Here is a 17,486-nt window from a genome sequence, read left to right as displayed (position 1 = left end):
AACACCGACGTCCCGTCGCCGCGTGCTCCTCAACGCCACAGCAAGCGAACGTCATGTCTCGCACCGATGTCAGTCGGATGACCGAAACCGCTTTGGGAGGCGCAAGATTTCGCTTGCCATTCTTATGAAAATCGGAAATTATATGACGGTCCCGTCCTCATGAGAGGGGCGCTTCGCGATCGTCACGAACGTGGAGGATGGGATGCGGTGGCCGCGATCGTGTCGCAGCGTGCTCGATGTACGCGGACGAACGGCAGGTTGCGGACGTGAAATCGCGTGGTCCTGGCGCCCCGATGCTGGCGCCAAGTCTTTGGGTGATGATGATCCCGGAGACGACGGTGGCTATCAAGCCGAACACCGGGGAGATCGCGTATAAGCGTTAAGACCTCCGCGCAGGGAATGCCGGTTGAAACGGCTTTGCCTGTGGTGACTGCCGCCTGCTTTTTGTTTGCAGGCGGGCCATGGGTGAGGCCTTCACCCGGCATTCCCTGCGCCCTCTCTTCTCTGATGAGGGTCTTGATCCAGCATCACTCGAGCGCAGATGCGCGGCGGGATTACAAAGACTTGCCCTGTAATCACGCGACGGCCCCCCGCACTCCGCTGTCGTCCCTGCCTCCGCGCGGTGTTGGGGCCGCTACCTGATCATCGCCGGTCCATGATCCGGCACGGCGACATCGAGCACGCGCAGTTGCACGCGCTCGACTCCCTGGTAGCGGTCGACGGTGAGCGTGCCGGCGACGTGCAGGATCTGGCCGCGATGCTGAACCAGCGCGTTGCCGAGCTTCTGACCGACGGAGCGGAACGCGATCGCGTTCACCATGGCGCCGTCGCCGGACTTGAAGCGCAGCTTCAGATGCGCCTGCCCGACTTCGTCGGCATAGACCAGTTGATGCGACGGCAGCGCCACGATCGGCTCGGGATTGCCGCTGCCGAACGGACCGGCGCGATTGAGGGTCGCGACCAGCTCCGGCGTCGCGGCGCGCGCGCTGATGGCGCCGTCGATCAGGATCTCGTTGACGTGCCGTGCGTCGGCGACGTCGGCGGCGAGCGCGCTTTCGAGAAAGGCGCGAAACTCGGCCAACCGCTCCTTGCGCAAGGTGACGCCGGCGGCCATCGCGTGCCCGCCGCCCTTCATCAGGATGCCCTGCTCCACGGCATGGCGGACGGCCTTGCCGAGATCGACTCCGGGAATCGAACGGCCCGACCCGGTGCCGATGCCGCCGGGCTCGAGCGCGATCGCAAACGCCGGACGGGCAAACTTTTCCTTCAGCCGCGAGGCGACGAGACCCACGACGCCCGGATGCCAGCCTTCGGACGCCGTCACGATGACGGCGCCCTTGTCCTCCAGGCCGAGCGAGGCCAGCGCCTCGGCCTCGGCCTGCGCTTCGGCCTGCTGCTCGATGACGCGGCGCTCGCTGTTGAGGCGGTCGAGCTCGGCCGCGATGCGCGCGGCTTCGGAGATATCGCTTTCCAACAGCAGCCGCACGCCGAGATCGGCGCGGCCGATGCGCCCGCCGGCATTGATGCGCGGTCCCAGCATGAAGCCGAGATGCCAGGCTTCGGGCGGACCGTTGAGCCGGGCGACATCCATCAGCGCGGTGTGCCCAACATGGTCGCGCCGGCGCATCGCGATCAGGCCCTTGGCGACGAACGCGCGGTTGAGCGCGATCAGCGGCGCGACGTCGGCGACGGTGCCGAGCGCGACGTGATGCAGCATGCTGAGCAGATCCGGCTCCGGGCGCGTGCTGCTCCAGAAGCCGCGGCCGCGCAGCTCGCGATTGACCGCAACCAGCGTGACCAGCGTGAGCCCGACCGCGGCGAGATAGCCGAGGCCGGAGAGATCGTCGGGCCGGTTCGGATTCACCAGCGCGTCGACCTCGGGCAGTTCCTCGCCGCATTGATGGTGATCGATCACCACCACGGACATGCCGAGCCGCCGCGCCTCCGCCAGCGGCTCGAGGCTGGTGGTGCCGCAGTCGACCGTGACGAGCAGCGTCGCGCCCTTGGCCGCGAGCGCGCGGATGGCATCGACGTTCGGGCCGTAGCCTTCGAAGATGCGGTCGGGAATGTGGATCAGCGGATCGAGCCCGCAATGGCGCAGATGCCAGGCGAGCAGCGCCGCCGAGGTTGCGCCGTCGACATCGTAGTCGCCGAAGATCGCGACCTTCTCGCCCTTGACCGCTGCGTCGGCAATGCGCTCGGCCGCCGCCTCCATCTGCGTCACCGTGAACGGATCCGGCATCAGCTTGCGGATGGTGGGATCGAGGAAGTCGTTGACTTGATCGAGCTCGACCTCACGCCCCGCCAGAACCCGGGCCAGCATCTCCGGCAGTTGATAGCGCTGCACCATCGCAAGCGCGCGCGCCGCGCCGCGCGCATCCAGCCGGTCGCGCCACAATTTGTTGGTCAGCGACAGCCGCACGCCCAGGAACGCCTGCGGGGCGCTCAGGGGCAGTGCAAGGGCGGATGGTGCCATGACGCGCGGGGCCTCGCTTGCAGCGCAGCGATTCGAAACGGACGCCGTCGAATCTACAGCAACTGGCCTGCCTCAGCAGGTTCCATCCATGAAACCCACCAGAATCGTCCCAGAACTTGGCGGAACTCACAGGAAATCAGGGAAATGCCGCCCATATACGGCTGGTTGCCTAAAATTCGAGCTGCGTTCAATGGAGTGCATTAAACAGCCGTTAGGCGAACTCCGTAACATTTCAATCAATTATTACATCCGATTTGTCCGCCCTCTTCGTGCCGACCAGGAGGCGCGGCAACATGGAGTTCATTGCCGATGCTGACCGCGCCCGAGTTGAAGACGCAGCCCTCCGCCGCTCCGGCACAAACGACTCCCAAGGATGACGAGACCGACGTCTCGGCGCTGATCGCCCGGCTCACCGGCGAGGTCAATCAGATCGCCTGCGAGAAGACCAAGTCGATCCAGCAGATCACCAACCAGATGAAGATGCTGGCGCTGAACGCGCTGATCGAGAGCTCGCGGGTCGGCGCCCAGGGCGCGGGCTTCGCCGTGGTGGCCCAGGAGGTCCGCGCCGTCGGACAGCTCGTCGAGACCATCGCGCGCGAGCTGGAAGGCCAGCTCACGACCCGCACCGGCAATCTGAAGAGCTCGATCGAACGCATGACCGAGCGGGCGCGCGGCGAGCGCATGGTCGATCTGGCGCTGAATGCGATCGAGCTGATCGACCGCAATCTCTACGAGCGGACCTGCGACGTGCGCTGGTGGGCGACCGATTCGGCCGTGGTCGATTGCGCGGCGGACCCAGACGCCGCACGCGTCGCCCATGTCTCCGATCGGCTCGCGGTGATTCTGTCGGCCTACACCGTCTATCTCGATCTGTGGCTGTGCGATCCGAGCGGCAAGGTGATCGCCAACGGCCGCGCCGACCGCTTCAACGTCGTCGGCCAGAGCGTCGCCGACACCAAATGGTTTCGCGAGGCGCGCGGACTGCGCTCGGGCGACGACTACGTCGCCGGCGACGTCGAGTGCCAGCCGCTGCTCGGCAACGCCCAGGTCGCGACCTATTGCGCCTCGGTCCGCGAGGACGGCAAGGCCCATGGCAAGCCGCTCGGCGTGCTCGCCATTCATTTCGACTGGGAGGCTCAGGCGCGCGCGATCGTGCAGGGCGTCCGCGTCAGCGAAAGCGACAAGGCGCGCGTGCTGCTGGTGGATTCGAATCTGCGCGTCATCGCGTCCTCGGACGGCCAGGGCATTCTCAGCGAGCGGGTGTCGCTGAAGCTCGATGGCAAGCGCAGCGGCTTCTATCAGGACATCTCCGGGCGCATGGTCGCGTTCCACGCGACGCCCGGCTACGAGACCTACAAGGGGCTCGGCTGGTATGGCGTGATCGTGTCGGGCGCGTGAGGCAGGGCGATCAGCAGCCGAGCCGGTCGGCGATGCCGTTGAAGTCATCGGCGACGATGTCCCAGGCGCCGGTGGCCTCGAAGTCGCGGCTCTGCAGCGGGCCGTATTCGGTGGGGCGAGCGACGAAGGCGGTCTTCAGGCCGTAGCGTTGCGCCGCCTCGAGATCATTGTTGTGCGCGGCGACCATCATCACCTCGCCGGGCGAAAGACCAAGGAGACGTGCGGCACCGAGATAGGTCTCGGGATCGGGCTTGTAGTGCGCGAACAGCTCGGCCGACAGGACGAGATCCCAAGGAAGCCCGGCAAACTTCGCCATGTTGGTGAGCAGCGCGACATTGCCGTTGGAGAGCGGCGCGATGATGTATCTGGATTTCAGCCGGGTCAGCCCGGCGACGCTGTCGGCCCACGGATGCAGCCGGTGCCAGCCGCGGGTGAGATGATCGAGATCGGCTTCGGTGAGGCCGGTGATGCCGAGCTGCGCGACCAGCGTCTCCAGCGAGCGCCGGTGCAGCACGTCGAGGATGACGTAGCCGCGCTCCGGATGCCTCCGGACCTCATCCATCGAGCCGACATAGAGCCCGCGCCAGCCATCGACCAGCGCGGTCCAGTCGCCCTGGATGCCGCGGGTCTTCGACCACGCGGTAAAGTCGTTGATCAGGCTGGTGCGCCAGTCGACGACAGTGCCGAACACGTCGAACACCAGCGCCTTGACCATGGACAGATCGGACATGCTGAGCCGCTCTCCAATTTCGTCATTCCGGGATGCGCGCACAGCGCGCAGACCCGGCATCTCGCGCCACGGTCTCGAGATTCCGGGTTCACGCTCCGCGTGCCCCGGAACGACTGTGCTGGATCAGTCGAGGTGGAATTTCGCCAGCTGGCGGTGCTCGGCGCGGATGTAGCGCACCGTGCCGGTGACCGAGCGCATCACGACGGTCTCGGTCTCGATGACGCCGTCCTTGCGGAACTTGACGCCGGAGAGCAGCGAGCCGGTGGTGACGCCGGTGGCTGCGAACAGACAGTCGCCGCGGGCCATGTCCTCGATGCCGTAGATCATCTTGGGATCGCCGACGCCCATCTTGTGGGCGCGCTCGCGCTTCTCCTCGGTGTCGAGGATCAGGCGGCACTGCATCTGGCCGCCGATGCAGCGCAGCGCCACCGCGGCCAGCACGCCCTCCGGCGCGCCGCCGGTGCCGAGATACATGTCGACGCCGGTGTTGTCGGGATCGGCGCAGTGGATCACGCCGGCGACGTCGCCGTCGGTGATCAGGCGTACCGCAGCGCCGGTCGAGCGCACGCCCTGAATGATGTCAGCATGGCGCGGGCGGTCCAGCACCAGCACCGTGATCGCGCCCGGCTCGACGCCCTTGGCCTTGGCGAGCCGGCGGACGTTGTCGGCAGGCGTCGCGTCGATGTCGACGACGCCCTTGGCGTAGCCGGGGCCGACCGCGATCTTCTGCATGTAGACGTCGGGAGCATGGAGGAGCGTGCCGCCATCGGCCATCGCCATGGTCGCGATCGCGCCGGGCATGTTCTTGGCGCACAGGGTGGTGCCCTCGAGCGGGTCGACCGCGATGTCGACCCTGGGGCCGGCATTGAGGCCGACCTTCTCGCCGATATAGAGCATCGGCGCCTCGTCGCGCTCACCCTCCCCGATCACGACCGTGCCTTCGATCGGCAGTTTGTTGAGCTCGCGGCGCATCGCATCCACGGCGGCCTGGTCGGCCGGCTTCTCCTGGCCGTGGCCGCGCAGCCGCGCCGCCGATACCGCCGCCCGTTCGGTCACGCGCACCAGCTCCAGCGTCAGGATGCGCTCGAGCAGCAATTGTTGCGGGACAGAAATCTGCGTCGACATCGGTCAACTCCTCAAGACGTCACGGCGGACATCCGCCATCAAAATCTACCGCTCGCACGCCGCCCCCCTGGGCGGCAGCCGGGCCAGGCGGTCGGCACGAATGGCCGTTCCCCGCCTGTCTACTCTCCCGGTTTGAGCATGAACCTATACCAAACGCCACGCGTTTGTTTGAGCAGGGACAAGCGGTTCCCTGTGCATCATGCGCTAGTTCTTCTCGATCCGGATCACCTGGGGCTTGCCGCTGATGACCTTGTCGCGCTGCACCGCCTGGAGCGCGCGATGCACGGCGTCCTCGTGGGTCGCGTAGGTGATCAGGATCACCGGGACCGGCGCGGACTTGCCGGCGGTCTTCGCCGGCTCGCTGCCGTTGGGATGGCGCTGCACGATCGATTCGATCGAGATCTTCTGCTCGGCGAGCCGGGTCGCGATGGTCGCTGCCGTGCCGGCATGGTCGCGCGCCATCAGGCGGATGTAGTAGCCGCCCTCGTGCCGCTCCATCGGCGCCTTCTCGGTCGCCTGCAGCTTATCGACCGGCCGTCCGAACGGCGCCGCGCGGATACCGCGCGCGACATCGGCGATGTCGGCGACGACCGCGGAGGCCGTGGCGGCGCCCCCTGCTCCCGGACCGACCAGCGTGATCGGCGGGATACCGTCGCCGTCGATCGTGACCGCGTTGGTCACGCCCATGACCTGGGCGATCGAGGAGGATTTCGGCACCATCGTCGGATGCACCCGCTGCTCGATGCCCTTGGCGGTGCGCACGGCAACGCCAAGCAACTTGACGCGGTAGCCGAGCTCGGCGGCCGCGCGCAGGTCCTCCGGCGCGATCGAGGAGATGCCTTCGACATAGACGGAGTTCTGCGCCACCTGGGTGCCGAAGGCGAGGCTCGCGAGAATCGCAAGCTTCTGCGCGGTGTCATGGCCGTGGATGTCGAACGACGGGTCAGCCTCGGCATAGCCCAGGCGCTGGGCATCCTTGAGGCACTCGTCGAACGACAGCCCCTCCTGCTCCATCCGCGTCAGGATGTAGTTGCAGGTGCCATTCAGGATTCCATAGACGCGGTTGATGCCGGTGCCGGCAAGCCCCTCGCGCAGGGTCTTGATCACCGGAATGGCGGCACCGACGGCCGCTTCGAAGTTCAGCGCGCCACCATGCTTCTCGGCCGCCTTGGCGAGCTTCAGGCCATGCTTCGCAATCAGTGCCTTGTTGGCGGTCACCACCGACTTGCCGGCCTTGAGCGCGGTGTCGATCGCCGACAGCGCGGGATCACCCGCGCCCCCCATCAGCTCGACCAGGCAGTCGATTTCGGGATCACCAGCCAGTGCGATCGGATCCTTGGCCCATTTGATCCCGGACAGATCGATGCCGCGCTTCTTGGCCTTCGACCGCGCCGTCACGGCGACGACCTTCACCGGGCGTCCCGTCCGCTCGGTGAGCACGCGCCCCTGACGCTCGATGAGACGAACGACCTCGACACCCACGGTGCCGAGGCCCGCGATGCCCACTCTCAGGGGTGCGACCATGGAATCAAAGAACCTGTCGAAAGGAAAATACGGGAGGGTTCAACGCCGGTTGGCGATGGGAACGACGTTGTGCAACGTTTCGATCCCGCTTTCAAGGAAGCGGCGGACGCCGCGCGCGGCCTGCCGGATGCGCTGCTCGTTCTCGACCATCGCGATGCGGACATAGCCCTCGCCATGCTCGCCGAAGCCGACGCCCGGCGACACCGCCACGCCGGACTTCTCGACCATGAGCGTCGCGAACTGCATGCTGCCGAGGCTCTTGAACTTCTCCGGCAAAGGCGCCCAGGCGAACATCGAGGCCTCAGGCGACGGGATCTCCCAGCCGGCCCGGCCGAACGCCTCGACCAGCGTGTCGCGGCGCTTGCGATAGACGTCGCGCATCTCGCGGATGCAGTCGTCGGGACCGTTCAGGGCAGCCGTGGCCGCGACCTGCACCGGGGTGAACGCGCCGTAGTCGAGATACGATTTGACGCGGGCGAGCGCTGCGATGATGCGCTCGTTGCCGACGGCAAAGCCCATGCGCCAGCCGGCCATCGAATAGGTCTTCGACATCGAGGTGAACTCGACCGCGACATCCATCGCGCCAGGCACCTGCAGCACCGACGGCGGCGGGTTCTTGTCGTCGAAATACACCTCGGCATAAGCGAGATCCGACAGGATCAGGATCTCGTGCTTCTTCGCGAATGCGACGAGGTCGCGATAGAAGTCGAGGCTCGCGACATAGGCGGTCGGGTTGCTCGGATAGCAGACGATCAGCGCAAGCGGCTTCGGGATCGAATGAATGATCGCGCGCTCGGCCGCCTCGAAGAACTGCGGCGTCGGCTCGGACGGCACCGAGCGGATTACGCCGCCCGCCATCAGGAAGCCGAAGGCGTGGATCGGATAGCTCGGATTGGGACAGAGAATGACGTCGCCCGGCGCGGTGATCGCCTGCGCCACGTTGGCAAAGCCTTCCTTGGAGCCGAGCGTCGCCACGATCTGGGTGTCGGGATTGAGCTTCACCCCGAAACGGCGGTCGTAATAGGCCGCCTGCGCCCGGCGCAAGCCGACGATGCCGCGCGACGCCGAGTAGCGGTCGGTCCGCGGCTTGCCGAGGGTCTCCTTGAGCTTCTCCAGCACGTGCGGCGGCGCCGGCAGATCCGGATTGCCCATGCCGAGATCGATGATGTCGGCCCCGGCGTTCCGCGCGGCCGCCTTGGCTCGGTTGACCTGCTCGAACACGTAAGGCGGCAGACGGCGGATGCGATAGAAATCTTCCATGGGTCTCTCGGCTCCGGCAACCGGGGGCGGATTCGCCAGCAGAGCTGGCGCTGCGGCGACGCGGGCCATGCATTGAAACCGGTGCTGGATCAGGAGTTTAGCACGGGCTCGCGGCTTGGCTGGCAACGACACGCGGAGGTGTTGATGGCGGTGTTTTATCATGGCCGCCGCGCCACGCCAGACAATTACGCCGCTCAGAGCGGCCGATCTCCCAGCCCTTGGTCACCTGGCCGATCATTTGGGCCTGGTGGTGGTGCCCGCCGAAGCCTGGCGGTCACGCGCCGCGAGCAGCTCCTTTTCGATCTTGGCGCGCTCCTGCGGCGAAATGATCGGCGCATCGCGGTCGCGCGGCACGTCGTTGACGGGCAGATACCCGCCCGGCTCCTTGGGTCGGGCGACCGCATCCGCGTCGAGCGACGGCATGTCCGCGATTGGACTGGAGCACCCGGCAAGCGCGAGCGCGCCGAACACAACGAGCCCCGCAACAAGGGCGCGCCGTCCCGACCTCCAGCCTCGCCCCTGCGTCCCCACGCGCACGTCCCTCGGTCCCCAACTTCCAGTCAGCGGTGCCCAGTCCGACCGCGGCGCGGCGCATTTTGCCGCAGTACAACCAATTGTCACTCGAAACGTTACCGGCTTGAACAGGAATTTCATCCAGCTACGTGATCAACATGTCGGAAGCGAGAGATTTTTTCGCAACGCAACAATCAGAAATCGAATTTGTCGCAAACTCGCGGATTATTGATCTCGCGCGGTGACGAGACGGTCCCGACGCGATAGTGTGATTGAGCCATGACCGACGTTCAGAACAGCAGCAATCCAGAAAAAACATTCGATGCGGAAGCGTTCGCGATGAACATCGCGAAAGCCATGGAAAGCAGCGGCAAGGCGCTCTCGGCCTATCTGAAGCCGCGCGAGACAGGCGAAGTTCAGGACCGGCCACCGACCGAATTGACCGAGGTCGTCAAATCCTTCACCGCCGTCGCCGACTACTGGCTGTCGGACAAGGAGCGCGCCAGCGACATCCAGACCAAGATCGCCAAGGGCTATCTCGATTTGTGGGGCTCGGCCGCGCGCCGTCTCGCCGGCGAAGACGCGCCCCCGGCCATTTCGCCCTCCCCGCGCGACAAGCGCTTCGCCGATCCGGAATGGAAGTCGAACCAGTTCTTCGATTTCGTGATGCAGGCCTATCTGCTGACGACGCAGTGGGCCCAGGACCTCGTCCACAATGCCGAAGGCCTCGATCCGCACACGCGCAAGAAGGCTGAGTTCTACGTCAGCCAGATCATCAATGCGCTGGCGCCCTCGAATTTCGTCCTGACCAATCCGGAGGTGCTGCGGCAGACGGTGGCGTCGAGCGGCGACAATCTGGTGCGCGGCATGCAGATGCTCGCGGAGGACATCGAAGCCGGCAAGGGCTCGCTGAAGATCCGCCAGTCCGACCCGGGCAATCTCGAGGTCGGCGTCAACATGGCGACGACGCCGGGCAAGGTGATCTTCCAGAACGAGATGATGCAGTTGATCCAGTACGCGCCGACGACCGAGAACGTGCTGCGCACGCCGCTGCTGATCGTGCCGCCCTGGATCAACAAGTTCTACATCCTCGATCTGCGCCCCGAGAAATCCTTCATCAAATGGTGCGTCGATCAGGGCCTCACGGTGTTCGTGATCTCCTGGGTCAATCCCGACAAAAAGCTTGGGACCAAGACCTGGGATGACTACATGAAGGAAGGCCCGCTCACCGCGATGGACGTCATCGAGAAGGTGACGGGCGAGATGAAGGTGCACACGCTCGGCTACTGTGTCGGCGGCACCATGCTCGCGACCACGCTCGCCTGGCTCGCCGACAAGCGCCGCCAGCGCGTGACCTCGGCGACGTTCCTTGCCGCACAGGTCGACTTCACCCATGCCGGTGATCTGCTGGTGTTCGTCGACGAGACCCAGATCTCGGCGCTGGAGCGCGACATGCAGGCGTCGGGCGTGCTCGAGGGCAGCAAGATGGCGATGGCCTTCAACATGCTGCGTTCGAACGACCTGATCTGGTCCTATGTCGTCAACAATTACCTGAAAGGCCAGGCGCCGCAGGCGTTCGACCTGCTGCACTGGAATTCTGACGCCACGCGGATGTCGGCGGCCAACCATTCCTACTATCTGCGCAACTGCTACCTCGAGAACCGGCTGACCTCGGGCACCATGGTGCTCGACAATACGCTGCTGGATCTCTCCAAGGTGAAGGTGCCGGTCTACAACCTCGCCACCCGCGAGGACCACATCGCGCCGGCCGACTCCGTGCTGTACGGCTCGCAATTCTTCGGCGGGCCGGTGAAGTACGTGCTGTCGGGCTCCGGCCACATCGCCGGCGTCGTCAACCCGCCCTCCTCCGGCAAGTATCAGTACTGGACCAACGACCAGATCCACGACATCTCGCTGAAGGACTGGATCAAGGGCGCGCAGGAGCACAAGGGCTCCTGGTGGCCGGACTGGCGCGAATGGCTGAGCCAGCTCGATCCGGAAGAGGTTCCCGCGCGCGGCGTCGGCAGCGAGGCCTATCCACCGCTCGAGGATGCGCCGGGCTCCTATGTCCGCGTCCGCGCATAGCGTGATCCGCCGCGATTGACTATAACCGCTCCGTCCCGCCGGGACGGGACGGGAATCAGTTGAGGGGATCTCGATGACGCGCGAACTGTTCTGGCTGACGCTCACGGTCATTCTGACCGGCCTGCTGTGGGTTCCCTACATCCTGAACCGCTGCCAGGTCCGCGGCCTCACGGGCGCGATGGCCAACCCCTCCCGCAACGACAAGCCGCACGCGCCGTGGGCAACGCGGCTGATGTTCGCGCACGACAATGCGGTCGAGAACCTCGTGATCTTCGCGCCGCTGGTGCTGATCCTCAACGCGATCGACTATTCGACCAAATGGACCGTGCTCGCCTGCGCCGTCTATTTCTGGTCGCGGGTGGCCCACGTCATCGTTTACGCGATCGGCCTGCCCGTGTTCCGGACGCTGGCGTTCGTGGTCGGCTTCATCGCCCAGGCCATCCTGGCGCTCGCCATCTTCGGCTGGCTCTAGGCCGATCTGCTAGGGCAGATTGTCCCGCAGAAAGATATCGATGCGGATGCGCTCCTGGTCCGGACTGATCGGCTCCCCCGAGCAGTGCGCGAGCAGAATGCGCGCCGCCGAGCGCGCCTCGTGGCCGGGATCCTGGTTGATGATGGCGTCCAGCGTTCCGCGGACCAAGAACCGCCGCGTGTGCTGGGTCAGCTCATGGGTGATCCAGACCACATCCCGGGCGCGGCCGGATGCCTCGAGCGCGTCGGCGATGCCGCGGTTGCCGGCGCCGCAGCAGTAGATGCCGCGCAGATCCGGATGGCGGGCGAGCAGCGCGGCGGTCAGCTCCCGCGTGCGCTCGCTCTCATCGCGGCCCTCGATGGCCGGAAGCGCGAGCAGGTTCGGGTACTCGCTGGACAGGATCTGGTGAAAGCCGAATTGCCGCTCGGCGTGATCGCGCAGCGACAATGATCCCGCGATCACGGCAACCGTCCCCTCGCGGCCGCCGAGGTAGCGCCCCATCAGCGTGGCCGCCGTCCGTCCCGCGGCAGGGTTGTCGATGCCGACATAGTGCAGGCGGCGCGAGCTCGGGGCATCCGAGACCAGGGTCACCACCGCGACGCCGCGCGCGGTGAGCTCGTCGATCGCGGCGCGCACTCTGGGGTGATCCAGCGCGATGACCGCAACGCCCTGATAGGCCGGCGACAGGTTCTCCAGCGCACCGGCCAGCACGTCAGGATCGAACACGTCGACGTGGAGGATATCGATGAAGCCGCGCTGGCCGGCCAGCCACTCTGCCGTGCGCTGGACCTGCTCGGTCAGGATGGTCATGAAGCTGTTGCCGCCGGTCGGCAGCACGAAGGCAAAGCGGAAGCTCTGCCCGCGCGCGAGCCGTGCCGCTGCGACGTCGGCGCGATAGCCCAGCTTGGCAACAGCGGCCTCCACCCGGGCAACGGTCTTGGCACGCACGCCCTCGCGCCGGTTGATGACGCGGTCGACGGTGGCGAGCGACACGCCCGCCGTCCGCGCGACGTCCTCCAGCGTGGCCCGGACCGGTAACGGGTTCGCGTCAGCCGTCACTCGCGCGCCGCCCATAGCATGCCGCGGGTCATCAACGTCCGGATCTCCGGCACGTCGAGCTCGTAGGCACGGTGGCCGAGCGAGGAATAGAACACCCTGCCCGCGCCGTAACGCTTCTTCCAGACCACCGGCATCACTACCCCCTCGATCCATGGGGCGTGCTCTCCGGTGAAGGTCGTGGTCGCCAACACCTCGTTGGCCGGATCGACATGCATGTAATACTGCTCGGAACGGTGCTCGAAACTTGTCAGGCCCTTCATGATGGGATCGTCCGGCCTGGTCAAGTCGACCCGGTAGTCGATGATGTTGCCGGGATGGGCGACCCATTGCCCGCCGCACAGGAACTGGTAGTCGACCGAATCGCGGAAGGCATCGCACATGCCGCCATGATGGCCGGCGAGCCCGACCCCGCTGCGCACCGCCGCGCAGAGATTGAGCGCTTCCGCCTTCTCGATCTTGGACATCGTGTAGATCGGGATGATTAGCGACAGATCGTGGATCGCAGGATCTGCGAACGCGGCCGTTGTGGTCTCGATCCGCACCTCGAAGCCTTCCGCCTTGAGCCAGCCGCGGATCATCGAGGCACAGAGATCGGGGTCATGTCCTGGCCAGCCGCCCCATACAATCATTGCCTTGCGCATGTCTCTGTCCTCAGTCGATCTGTCCGGTGTCGCGTCCAACAGGCAACATCGCCGGCCGCTCCACGCGGCTCTCGATCCTGACCCGCCGGCCTTCGTTTGCGGAGGTCTGGAACGCCTCCATGACCTCCAGCACGTGGAAGGCGAGCGCACCGCTGGCCCGATGCGGCCGGTCGTTCACGATCGCGGTCGCCATATCGGCCACGCCGATGGAGCGGAACTCGCCGTCGACGTGACCATGCGTCAACGGCATCGTCTGCCAGTCGCCGCCGGTCTTGGCGACCTGGACCTCGCCGCCGAAGCGGTTCGGGTCCGGCACCAGCATGCTACCCTCGGCGCCATAGATCTCGATGGGCGCGTGCCGGTGCTTCGGAACGTCGAAGCTCATCGTGACCGAGACCACCGCCCCGCTCTCGAACTCCAGCGTGCCCGCGACGTGGGTCGCGACCTCGACCGGGATCAGCGTGCCGTTCATCGGTTGGCTGGTGACAAGGCGCTCTGATCGCGGGCGCGCCGTGGAGCCCATGACGCTCGCGACCGGGCCGAGCAGTTGCACGAGATCGGTGACGTAGTACGGGCCCATGTCGAGCATCGGCCCGCCGCCGCGCAGGTAATAGAAGCCCGGGGCCGGATGCCAGCGCTCATGGCCGGGACAGCCGAAGAACGCGCTGCCCGCCACAGGCCTGCCGATCGCGCCGTCGTCGATCAGCTTACGCGCGGTCTGGTGGCCGCCGCCAAGGAACGTGTCGGGCGCGCAGCCGACCCGCAGGTTCTTCTGCGCGGCAAGCTCGATCACCTTGCGGGCTTCCGCGACGTCGATTCCGAGCGGCTTCTCGGAATGCAAGTGCTTGCCGGCATTCAGCACGGCGAGACTGACGTCGGTATGGGCGAGCGGCACGGTGAGATTGATGACGATCTCGACGTCGTCGCGCTTCAGCAATTGATCGACCCGCATCGCCGGCAGGCCGAAGGCTGCGCCCTGTCGCTCGGCCGCGTCGCTGCGCATGTCGGCGAGCGCCTTGATGTCCAGAACAGGGAAGCGCTGGGCCGCCTTCAGATAGGCGGTGCTGATGTTGCCGCAGCCGATGATGCCGATGCCGATTTTTCTCATTGTGGTCTCCGTGAGGTCCCGTTCATCCCTTGACCGCGCCCGATGTCAGGCCAGCAACGATGTGCTTCTGCGCCAGGAGGAACAGAATGATGGTGGGCAGGATGGTCAGGGTGATGAAGGCGAGGATCAGGTGCCACTCGGACGAATACTCGCCCTGATAGACCATGATGCCGAGCGGCCATGGATACAGCGCATCGGTGTTGAGCATCACGAGCGGCAGCAGATAGGCGTTCCAGCTGTTGACGAAGGTGATGGTGCCGACCGTCGCCAGGATCGGGCGCGACAATGGCAACGTCACGTAGCGGAAGAATTTGATATAGCTGCAGCCGTCGACCAGCGCGGCCTCGAGCAGCTCGTAGGGGATGTCCTTGAAGAAGCGGCGCAGCAGCAGCACGCTCATGGCGAGGCTGAAGGCGACCTGCGGCAGCGCGACGCCGAAATAGGTGTCGAGCAGCCCGAGATCGCGCACCTTGATGAACAGCGGCAACACCGCGGTCGCCGCCGGAAACAGTAGGCCGAGCGTCAAATAGCTCAAGAGCATCGAGCTGCCGTAGAATCGGACATGGGCAAAGGTGAAGGCCGCCATCGAGGCGACGATAAGAGTCAGGACGACCGTCAGCGTCGAGATGATCAGCGAATTGCGCAGCAGCTGCCAGTAGCGCCCGGAGAACAGGATGTCGGCATAATTCTGCCACTCCCAGTGATGCGGCAGGCCGAACGGGTTGACGCGCAGCTCCCCGAGCGACTTGAAGCCACCGAGCAGCGTCGCAAGCAGCGGCACCAGCACGAAGATGGCGACGATGGCGAGGAACGCTGCCTTGAACAGCACGGCAGGATCGAACGGCGCCCTGGTGGCCTCGGCACTATTCATCGCGCATGAACCATCGCTTGTAGGTGAAGGCAAAGGTCACGCAGATCACGAACAGGATGACGCCGATGGCGCTGCCGTAGCCGACCCGCATGCGGGAGATGCCGTTGTTGTAGAGAAAGCTCACCATCGTATTCGAGGAGTCGGCGGGCCCTCCGCGGGTCAGCGGCATGACCAGGTCGAACAGCTGCAGCGAGCCGACGATGGCGAAGAACACCGAGAGCCGGATCGTCGGATGGAGCAAGGGAATGACGATGTGGCGCAGGCTCTGCGACCGCGTCGCGCCGTCGATCCGGGCGGCCTCGATCAGGCTCTTGTCGATGCTCTGGAGCGCGGCGATGAACAGCATCATGTGGAAGCCGAAATACTTCCAGACGATCACGATCAGCACTGCCAGCATCGCCGTGTCGGTCGAGGCCAGGAGATGCGGCGGGTCGGCGCCAAAGCTGCGCCAGATCGAGGCGACCAGGCCGTAATCGCCGTCATAGACGAAGCTGAAGATCAGCCCGGTCGCGATCTCGGCGAGGATATAGGGCATGAAGAACAGCATCCGCAGCGCCACTGCGCCGCGGAACCGCTCCGCAAGCATCAAGGCCAGCGTCAGCGCAAGCGGTAGCTGGACACAGAGCGAGACCGCGACGATCAGACCATTGTTGCGAAGCGCGAGCCAGAACGCCCGTGTCTCCAGCACGAAGCGATAATTGTCGAAGCCGATCCAATGGGTCGGCCTGCCGAACCCATTCCAGTTGAAGCCCGAGTACCAGGCGGCCTCGCCGATCGGCAGCACCACGAACAGCGTGAACAGCAGCAGCGCCGGCGGCAAGAACAGGATCAGGACGGTGAAGCGGCCGTCCCAACTCGGGCCACGCACCGCGCGTGACGAGAGCGATGCCGGCGACACATCCATCGCCGGCGAGCCCGCGAATGGCCTTGCCACGTCAGTTGCCCTGCTTCCGCGCCGCCTCGATCGCCTTGGCGGCGTCCTGCGGGCTCATGCTGCCACCCGCGATCTCCGCGGAGACGTCGTTGACGACGCGACCGACCGAGGGGCCGAGGCTCTGGTCATAAAAGTTCTGGTGATAGTTCGATTTCGCCAGATTGGCGGCGATCAGCTTCATGAAGGAGTTGTTGAGGCCTGCCTCCGCGCCCTGCACCACCGGGATGACGAAATTCCCTGCCGCCAGCCGTGTCTGCACATCTTTCGAGATGAAGTACTTCAGGAAATCGACCGCTTCCTTCGGCGAGCCCTTGGTGATCAGCCAGCCGGTGATGCCGCCGAGCGTATCCGTCGGCGCCCCCTTGCCGCCTTGCACGACCGGAAAATCGAACCAGCAGATATTGTCCTCGCTCAACCCGACCTTATCGGCAGCGAGCGCGCGCTGGAGATTGTAGACCGAGCTGATCGCCAGCGTCATCGCCGCCTTGCCATCGCCGAAATAACCGACCGCCTGCGGATTCTTGAAGCCAAGAAAGCCGTTCTGGAACGGCTGCAAATCGACGAGCTGCTTGAACAGCTCGCCTGATTTGACGAAGGTGTCGCCGGCAAAGCCGCCATTCTCGCCGCGCAGCGCCGCGTCGAATGCCGGCTTGCCGCCGATCCGCACCGCAAGATGCGTCCAGTAGAAATGCAGCGGCCATTTGTCGGCGCCGCCGACCACGATCGGGGTCACGCCGGCCGCCTTCAACGTCTTCACGGCGCTCAGCAGATCGTCCCAGCTCTTGATCGCCGTGGGATCGACCTTCGCCTTGGCCATCAGCTCCTTGTTGCAGACGAAGCCGACCTGCGACAGCGAGATCGGAAGGCCGTAGACGTGGCCGCTATCGGTGAATGCCGCGAGCGCCGCCGGAGTCACGCTGTCGCTGTAGCCTTTCACCTGCTCAGTGATGTCCTCGAGCACGCCAGCCTCGATCTGCGCCTTCAGAACGCCGCCGGCCCAGCTGTAGATGATGTTCGGGCGGTCCTTGGATTGCAGGATGGTCGGCAGCTTGGCCTTGTAGGCCTCGTTCTCGAGGAACTGCATCTCGATCTTGACGCCCGGATGCGACGCCTCATAGGCGCGGGCCACCTCCTCCCAGATCTTCACCTGGGCTGGATTGACCTCGATATGCAGCCATTTCACGGTGGTGTCGGCGCTCGCGGCGTTGGCCCAGAGCAGGCATGCGGCAGCGGCGAGTCCCAGCTTCGCGAGCAGTCTCATCAGAAATCCTCCCAACCGTCTTTTTTGTT

At 65.5% G+C, this 17,486-nt stretch carries 15 protein-coding genes; 3 read left to right on the top strand and 12 right to left on the bottom strand.

Features of this window, described 5'->3' with window-relative positions:
- Nucleotides 1-634: 634 nt before the first annotated feature.
- Nucleotides 635-2,476 carry a single-stranded-DNA-specific exonuclease RecJ gene (recJ, locus tag QX051_RS00885; RefSeq protein ID WP_315774669.1) on the bottom strand — a complete coding sequence of 614 codons (1,842 nt, stop codon included), beginning with the start codon at nt 2,474-2,476 and terminating at the stop codon, nt 635-637.
- Between the two features lie 309 nt (nt 2,477-2,785).
- Between recJ and QX051_RS00880 the strand changes: the two genes are divergently transcribed.
- Complete coding sequence (locus QX051_RS00880) at nt 2,786-3,874, top strand: methyl-accepting chemotaxis protein (RefSeq protein WP_315737832.1); 1,089 nt, start codon at nt 2,786-2,788, stop codon at nt 3,872-3,874.
- Between the two features lie 10 nt (nt 3,875-3,884).
- Here QX051_RS00880 and QX051_RS00875 read toward each other — a convergent pair whose 3' ends face one another.
- The 5 genes from QX051_RS00875 to QX051_RS29435 all read right to left on the bottom strand — a co-directional run bounded on the left by QX051_RS00875 (nt 3,885) and on the right by QX051_RS29435 (nt 8,936).
- Nucleotides 3,885-4,604, bottom strand: a complete 720-nt coding sequence (locus tag QX051_RS00875; RefSeq protein WP_315774668.1) for a haloacid dehalogenase type II — start codon at nt 4,602-4,604, stop codon at nt 3,885-3,887.
- 123 nt (nt 4,605-4,727) lie between these two features.
- Nucleotides 4,728-5,729, bottom strand: a complete 1,002-nt coding sequence (gene glpX, locus QX051_RS00870) for a class II fructose-bisphosphatase (RefSeq protein WP_315737830.1) — start codon at nt 5,727-5,729, stop codon at nt 4,728-4,730.
- Nucleotides 5,730-5,933: 204 nt separating this feature from the next.
- Nucleotides 5,934-7,253 carry a homoserine dehydrogenase gene (locus QX051_RS00865; RefSeq protein ID WP_315737829.1) on the bottom strand — a complete coding sequence of 440 codons (1,320 nt, stop codon included), beginning with the start codon at nt 7,251-7,253 and terminating at the stop codon, nt 5,934-5,936.
- Between the two features lie 39 nt (nt 7,254-7,292).
- Complete coding sequence (locus QX051_RS00860; RefSeq protein WP_315737828.1) at nt 7,293-8,513, bottom strand: LL-diaminopimelate aminotransferase; 1,221 nt, start codon at nt 8,511-8,513, stop codon at nt 7,293-7,295.
- Between the two features lie 234 nt (nt 8,514-8,747).
- Nucleotides 8,748-8,936 carry a hypothetical protein gene (locus QX051_RS29435; RefSeq protein ID WP_409997747.1) on the bottom strand — a complete coding sequence of 63 codons (189 nt, stop codon included), beginning with the start codon at nt 8,934-8,936 and terminating at the stop codon, nt 8,748-8,750.
- A 369-nt stretch (nt 8,937-9,305) separates the two neighbouring features.
- On the opposite strand from QX051_RS29435, the gene QX051_RS00850 reads away from it, so the two are divergent.
- Both QX051_RS00850 and QX051_RS00845 read left to right on the top strand, forming a co-directional pair.
- On the top strand, nt 9,306-11,111 hold the full coding sequence (locus tag QX051_RS00850; RefSeq protein ID WP_315774667.1) for a class I poly(R)-hydroxyalkanoic acid synthase: 1,806 nt from the start codon (nt 9,306-9,308) through the stop codon (nt 11,109-11,111).
- A 73-nt stretch (nt 11,112-11,184) separates the two neighbouring features.
- On the top strand, nt 11,185-11,583 hold the full coding sequence (locus QX051_RS00845; RefSeq protein WP_315737826.1) for an MAPEG family protein: 399 nt from the start codon (nt 11,185-11,187) through the stop codon (nt 11,581-11,583).
- A 9-nt stretch (nt 11,584-11,592) separates the two neighbouring features.
- Here the strand turns inward: QX051_RS00845 and QX051_RS00840 are convergent, their stop codons facing one another.
- The 6 genes from QX051_RS00840 to QX051_RS00815 are packed head-to-tail and all read right to left on the bottom strand — an operon-like array spanning nt 11,593 to nt 17,457.
- A complete protein-coding gene (locus QX051_RS00840) occupies nt 11,593-12,642 on the bottom strand; it encodes a LacI family DNA-binding transcriptional regulator (protein ID WP_315755568.1) in 1,050 nt (349 codons plus the stop codon).
- Nucleotides 12,639-13,283: a ThuA domain-containing protein gene (locus tag QX051_RS00835; protein WP_315712128.1), complete on the bottom strand. Its 645-nt coding sequence runs from the start codon at nt 13,281-13,283 to the stop codon at nt 12,639-12,641. The genes QX051_RS00840 and QX051_RS00835 overlap by 4 nt, the downstream gene beginning before the upstream one ends.
- A gap of 10 nt (nt 13,284-13,293) precedes the next feature.
- Nucleotides 13,294-14,391, bottom strand: a complete 1,098-nt coding sequence (locus QX051_RS00830; protein ID WP_315774666.1) for a Gfo/Idh/MocA family oxidoreductase — start codon at nt 14,389-14,391, stop codon at nt 13,294-13,296.
- A 22-nt stretch (nt 14,392-14,413) separates the two neighbouring features.
- Nucleotides 14,414-15,262: a carbohydrate ABC transporter permease gene (locus tag QX051_RS00825; RefSeq protein WP_315774665.1), complete on the bottom strand. Its 849-nt coding sequence runs from the start codon at nt 15,260-15,262 to the stop codon at nt 14,414-14,416.
- Complete coding sequence (locus QX051_RS00820) at nt 15,255-16,196, bottom strand: sugar ABC transporter permease (RefSeq protein ID WP_315774664.1); 942 nt, start codon at nt 16,194-16,196, stop codon at nt 15,255-15,257. Before QX051_RS00820 ends, QX051_RS00825 begins: the two co-directional genes overlap by 8 nt.
- A 1-nt stretch (nt 16,197) precedes the next feature.
- Nucleotides 16,198-17,457, bottom strand: a complete 1,260-nt coding sequence (locus QX051_RS00815) for an extracellular solute-binding protein (protein WP_315774663.1) — start codon at nt 17,455-17,457, stop codon at nt 16,198-16,200.
- Nucleotides 17,458-17,486 lie beyond the last annotated feature (29 nt).

The sequence above is a fragment of the Bradyrhizobium sp. SZCCHNR1053 genome, from assembly GCF_032381235.1.
Classification (GTDB): Bacteria; Pseudomonadota; Alphaproteobacteria; order Rhizobiales; family Xanthobacteraceae; genus Bradyrhizobium.
Note: the sequence above shows the minus strand (reverse complement) of the source record. Positions and strands in the feature narration are given on the sequence as shown.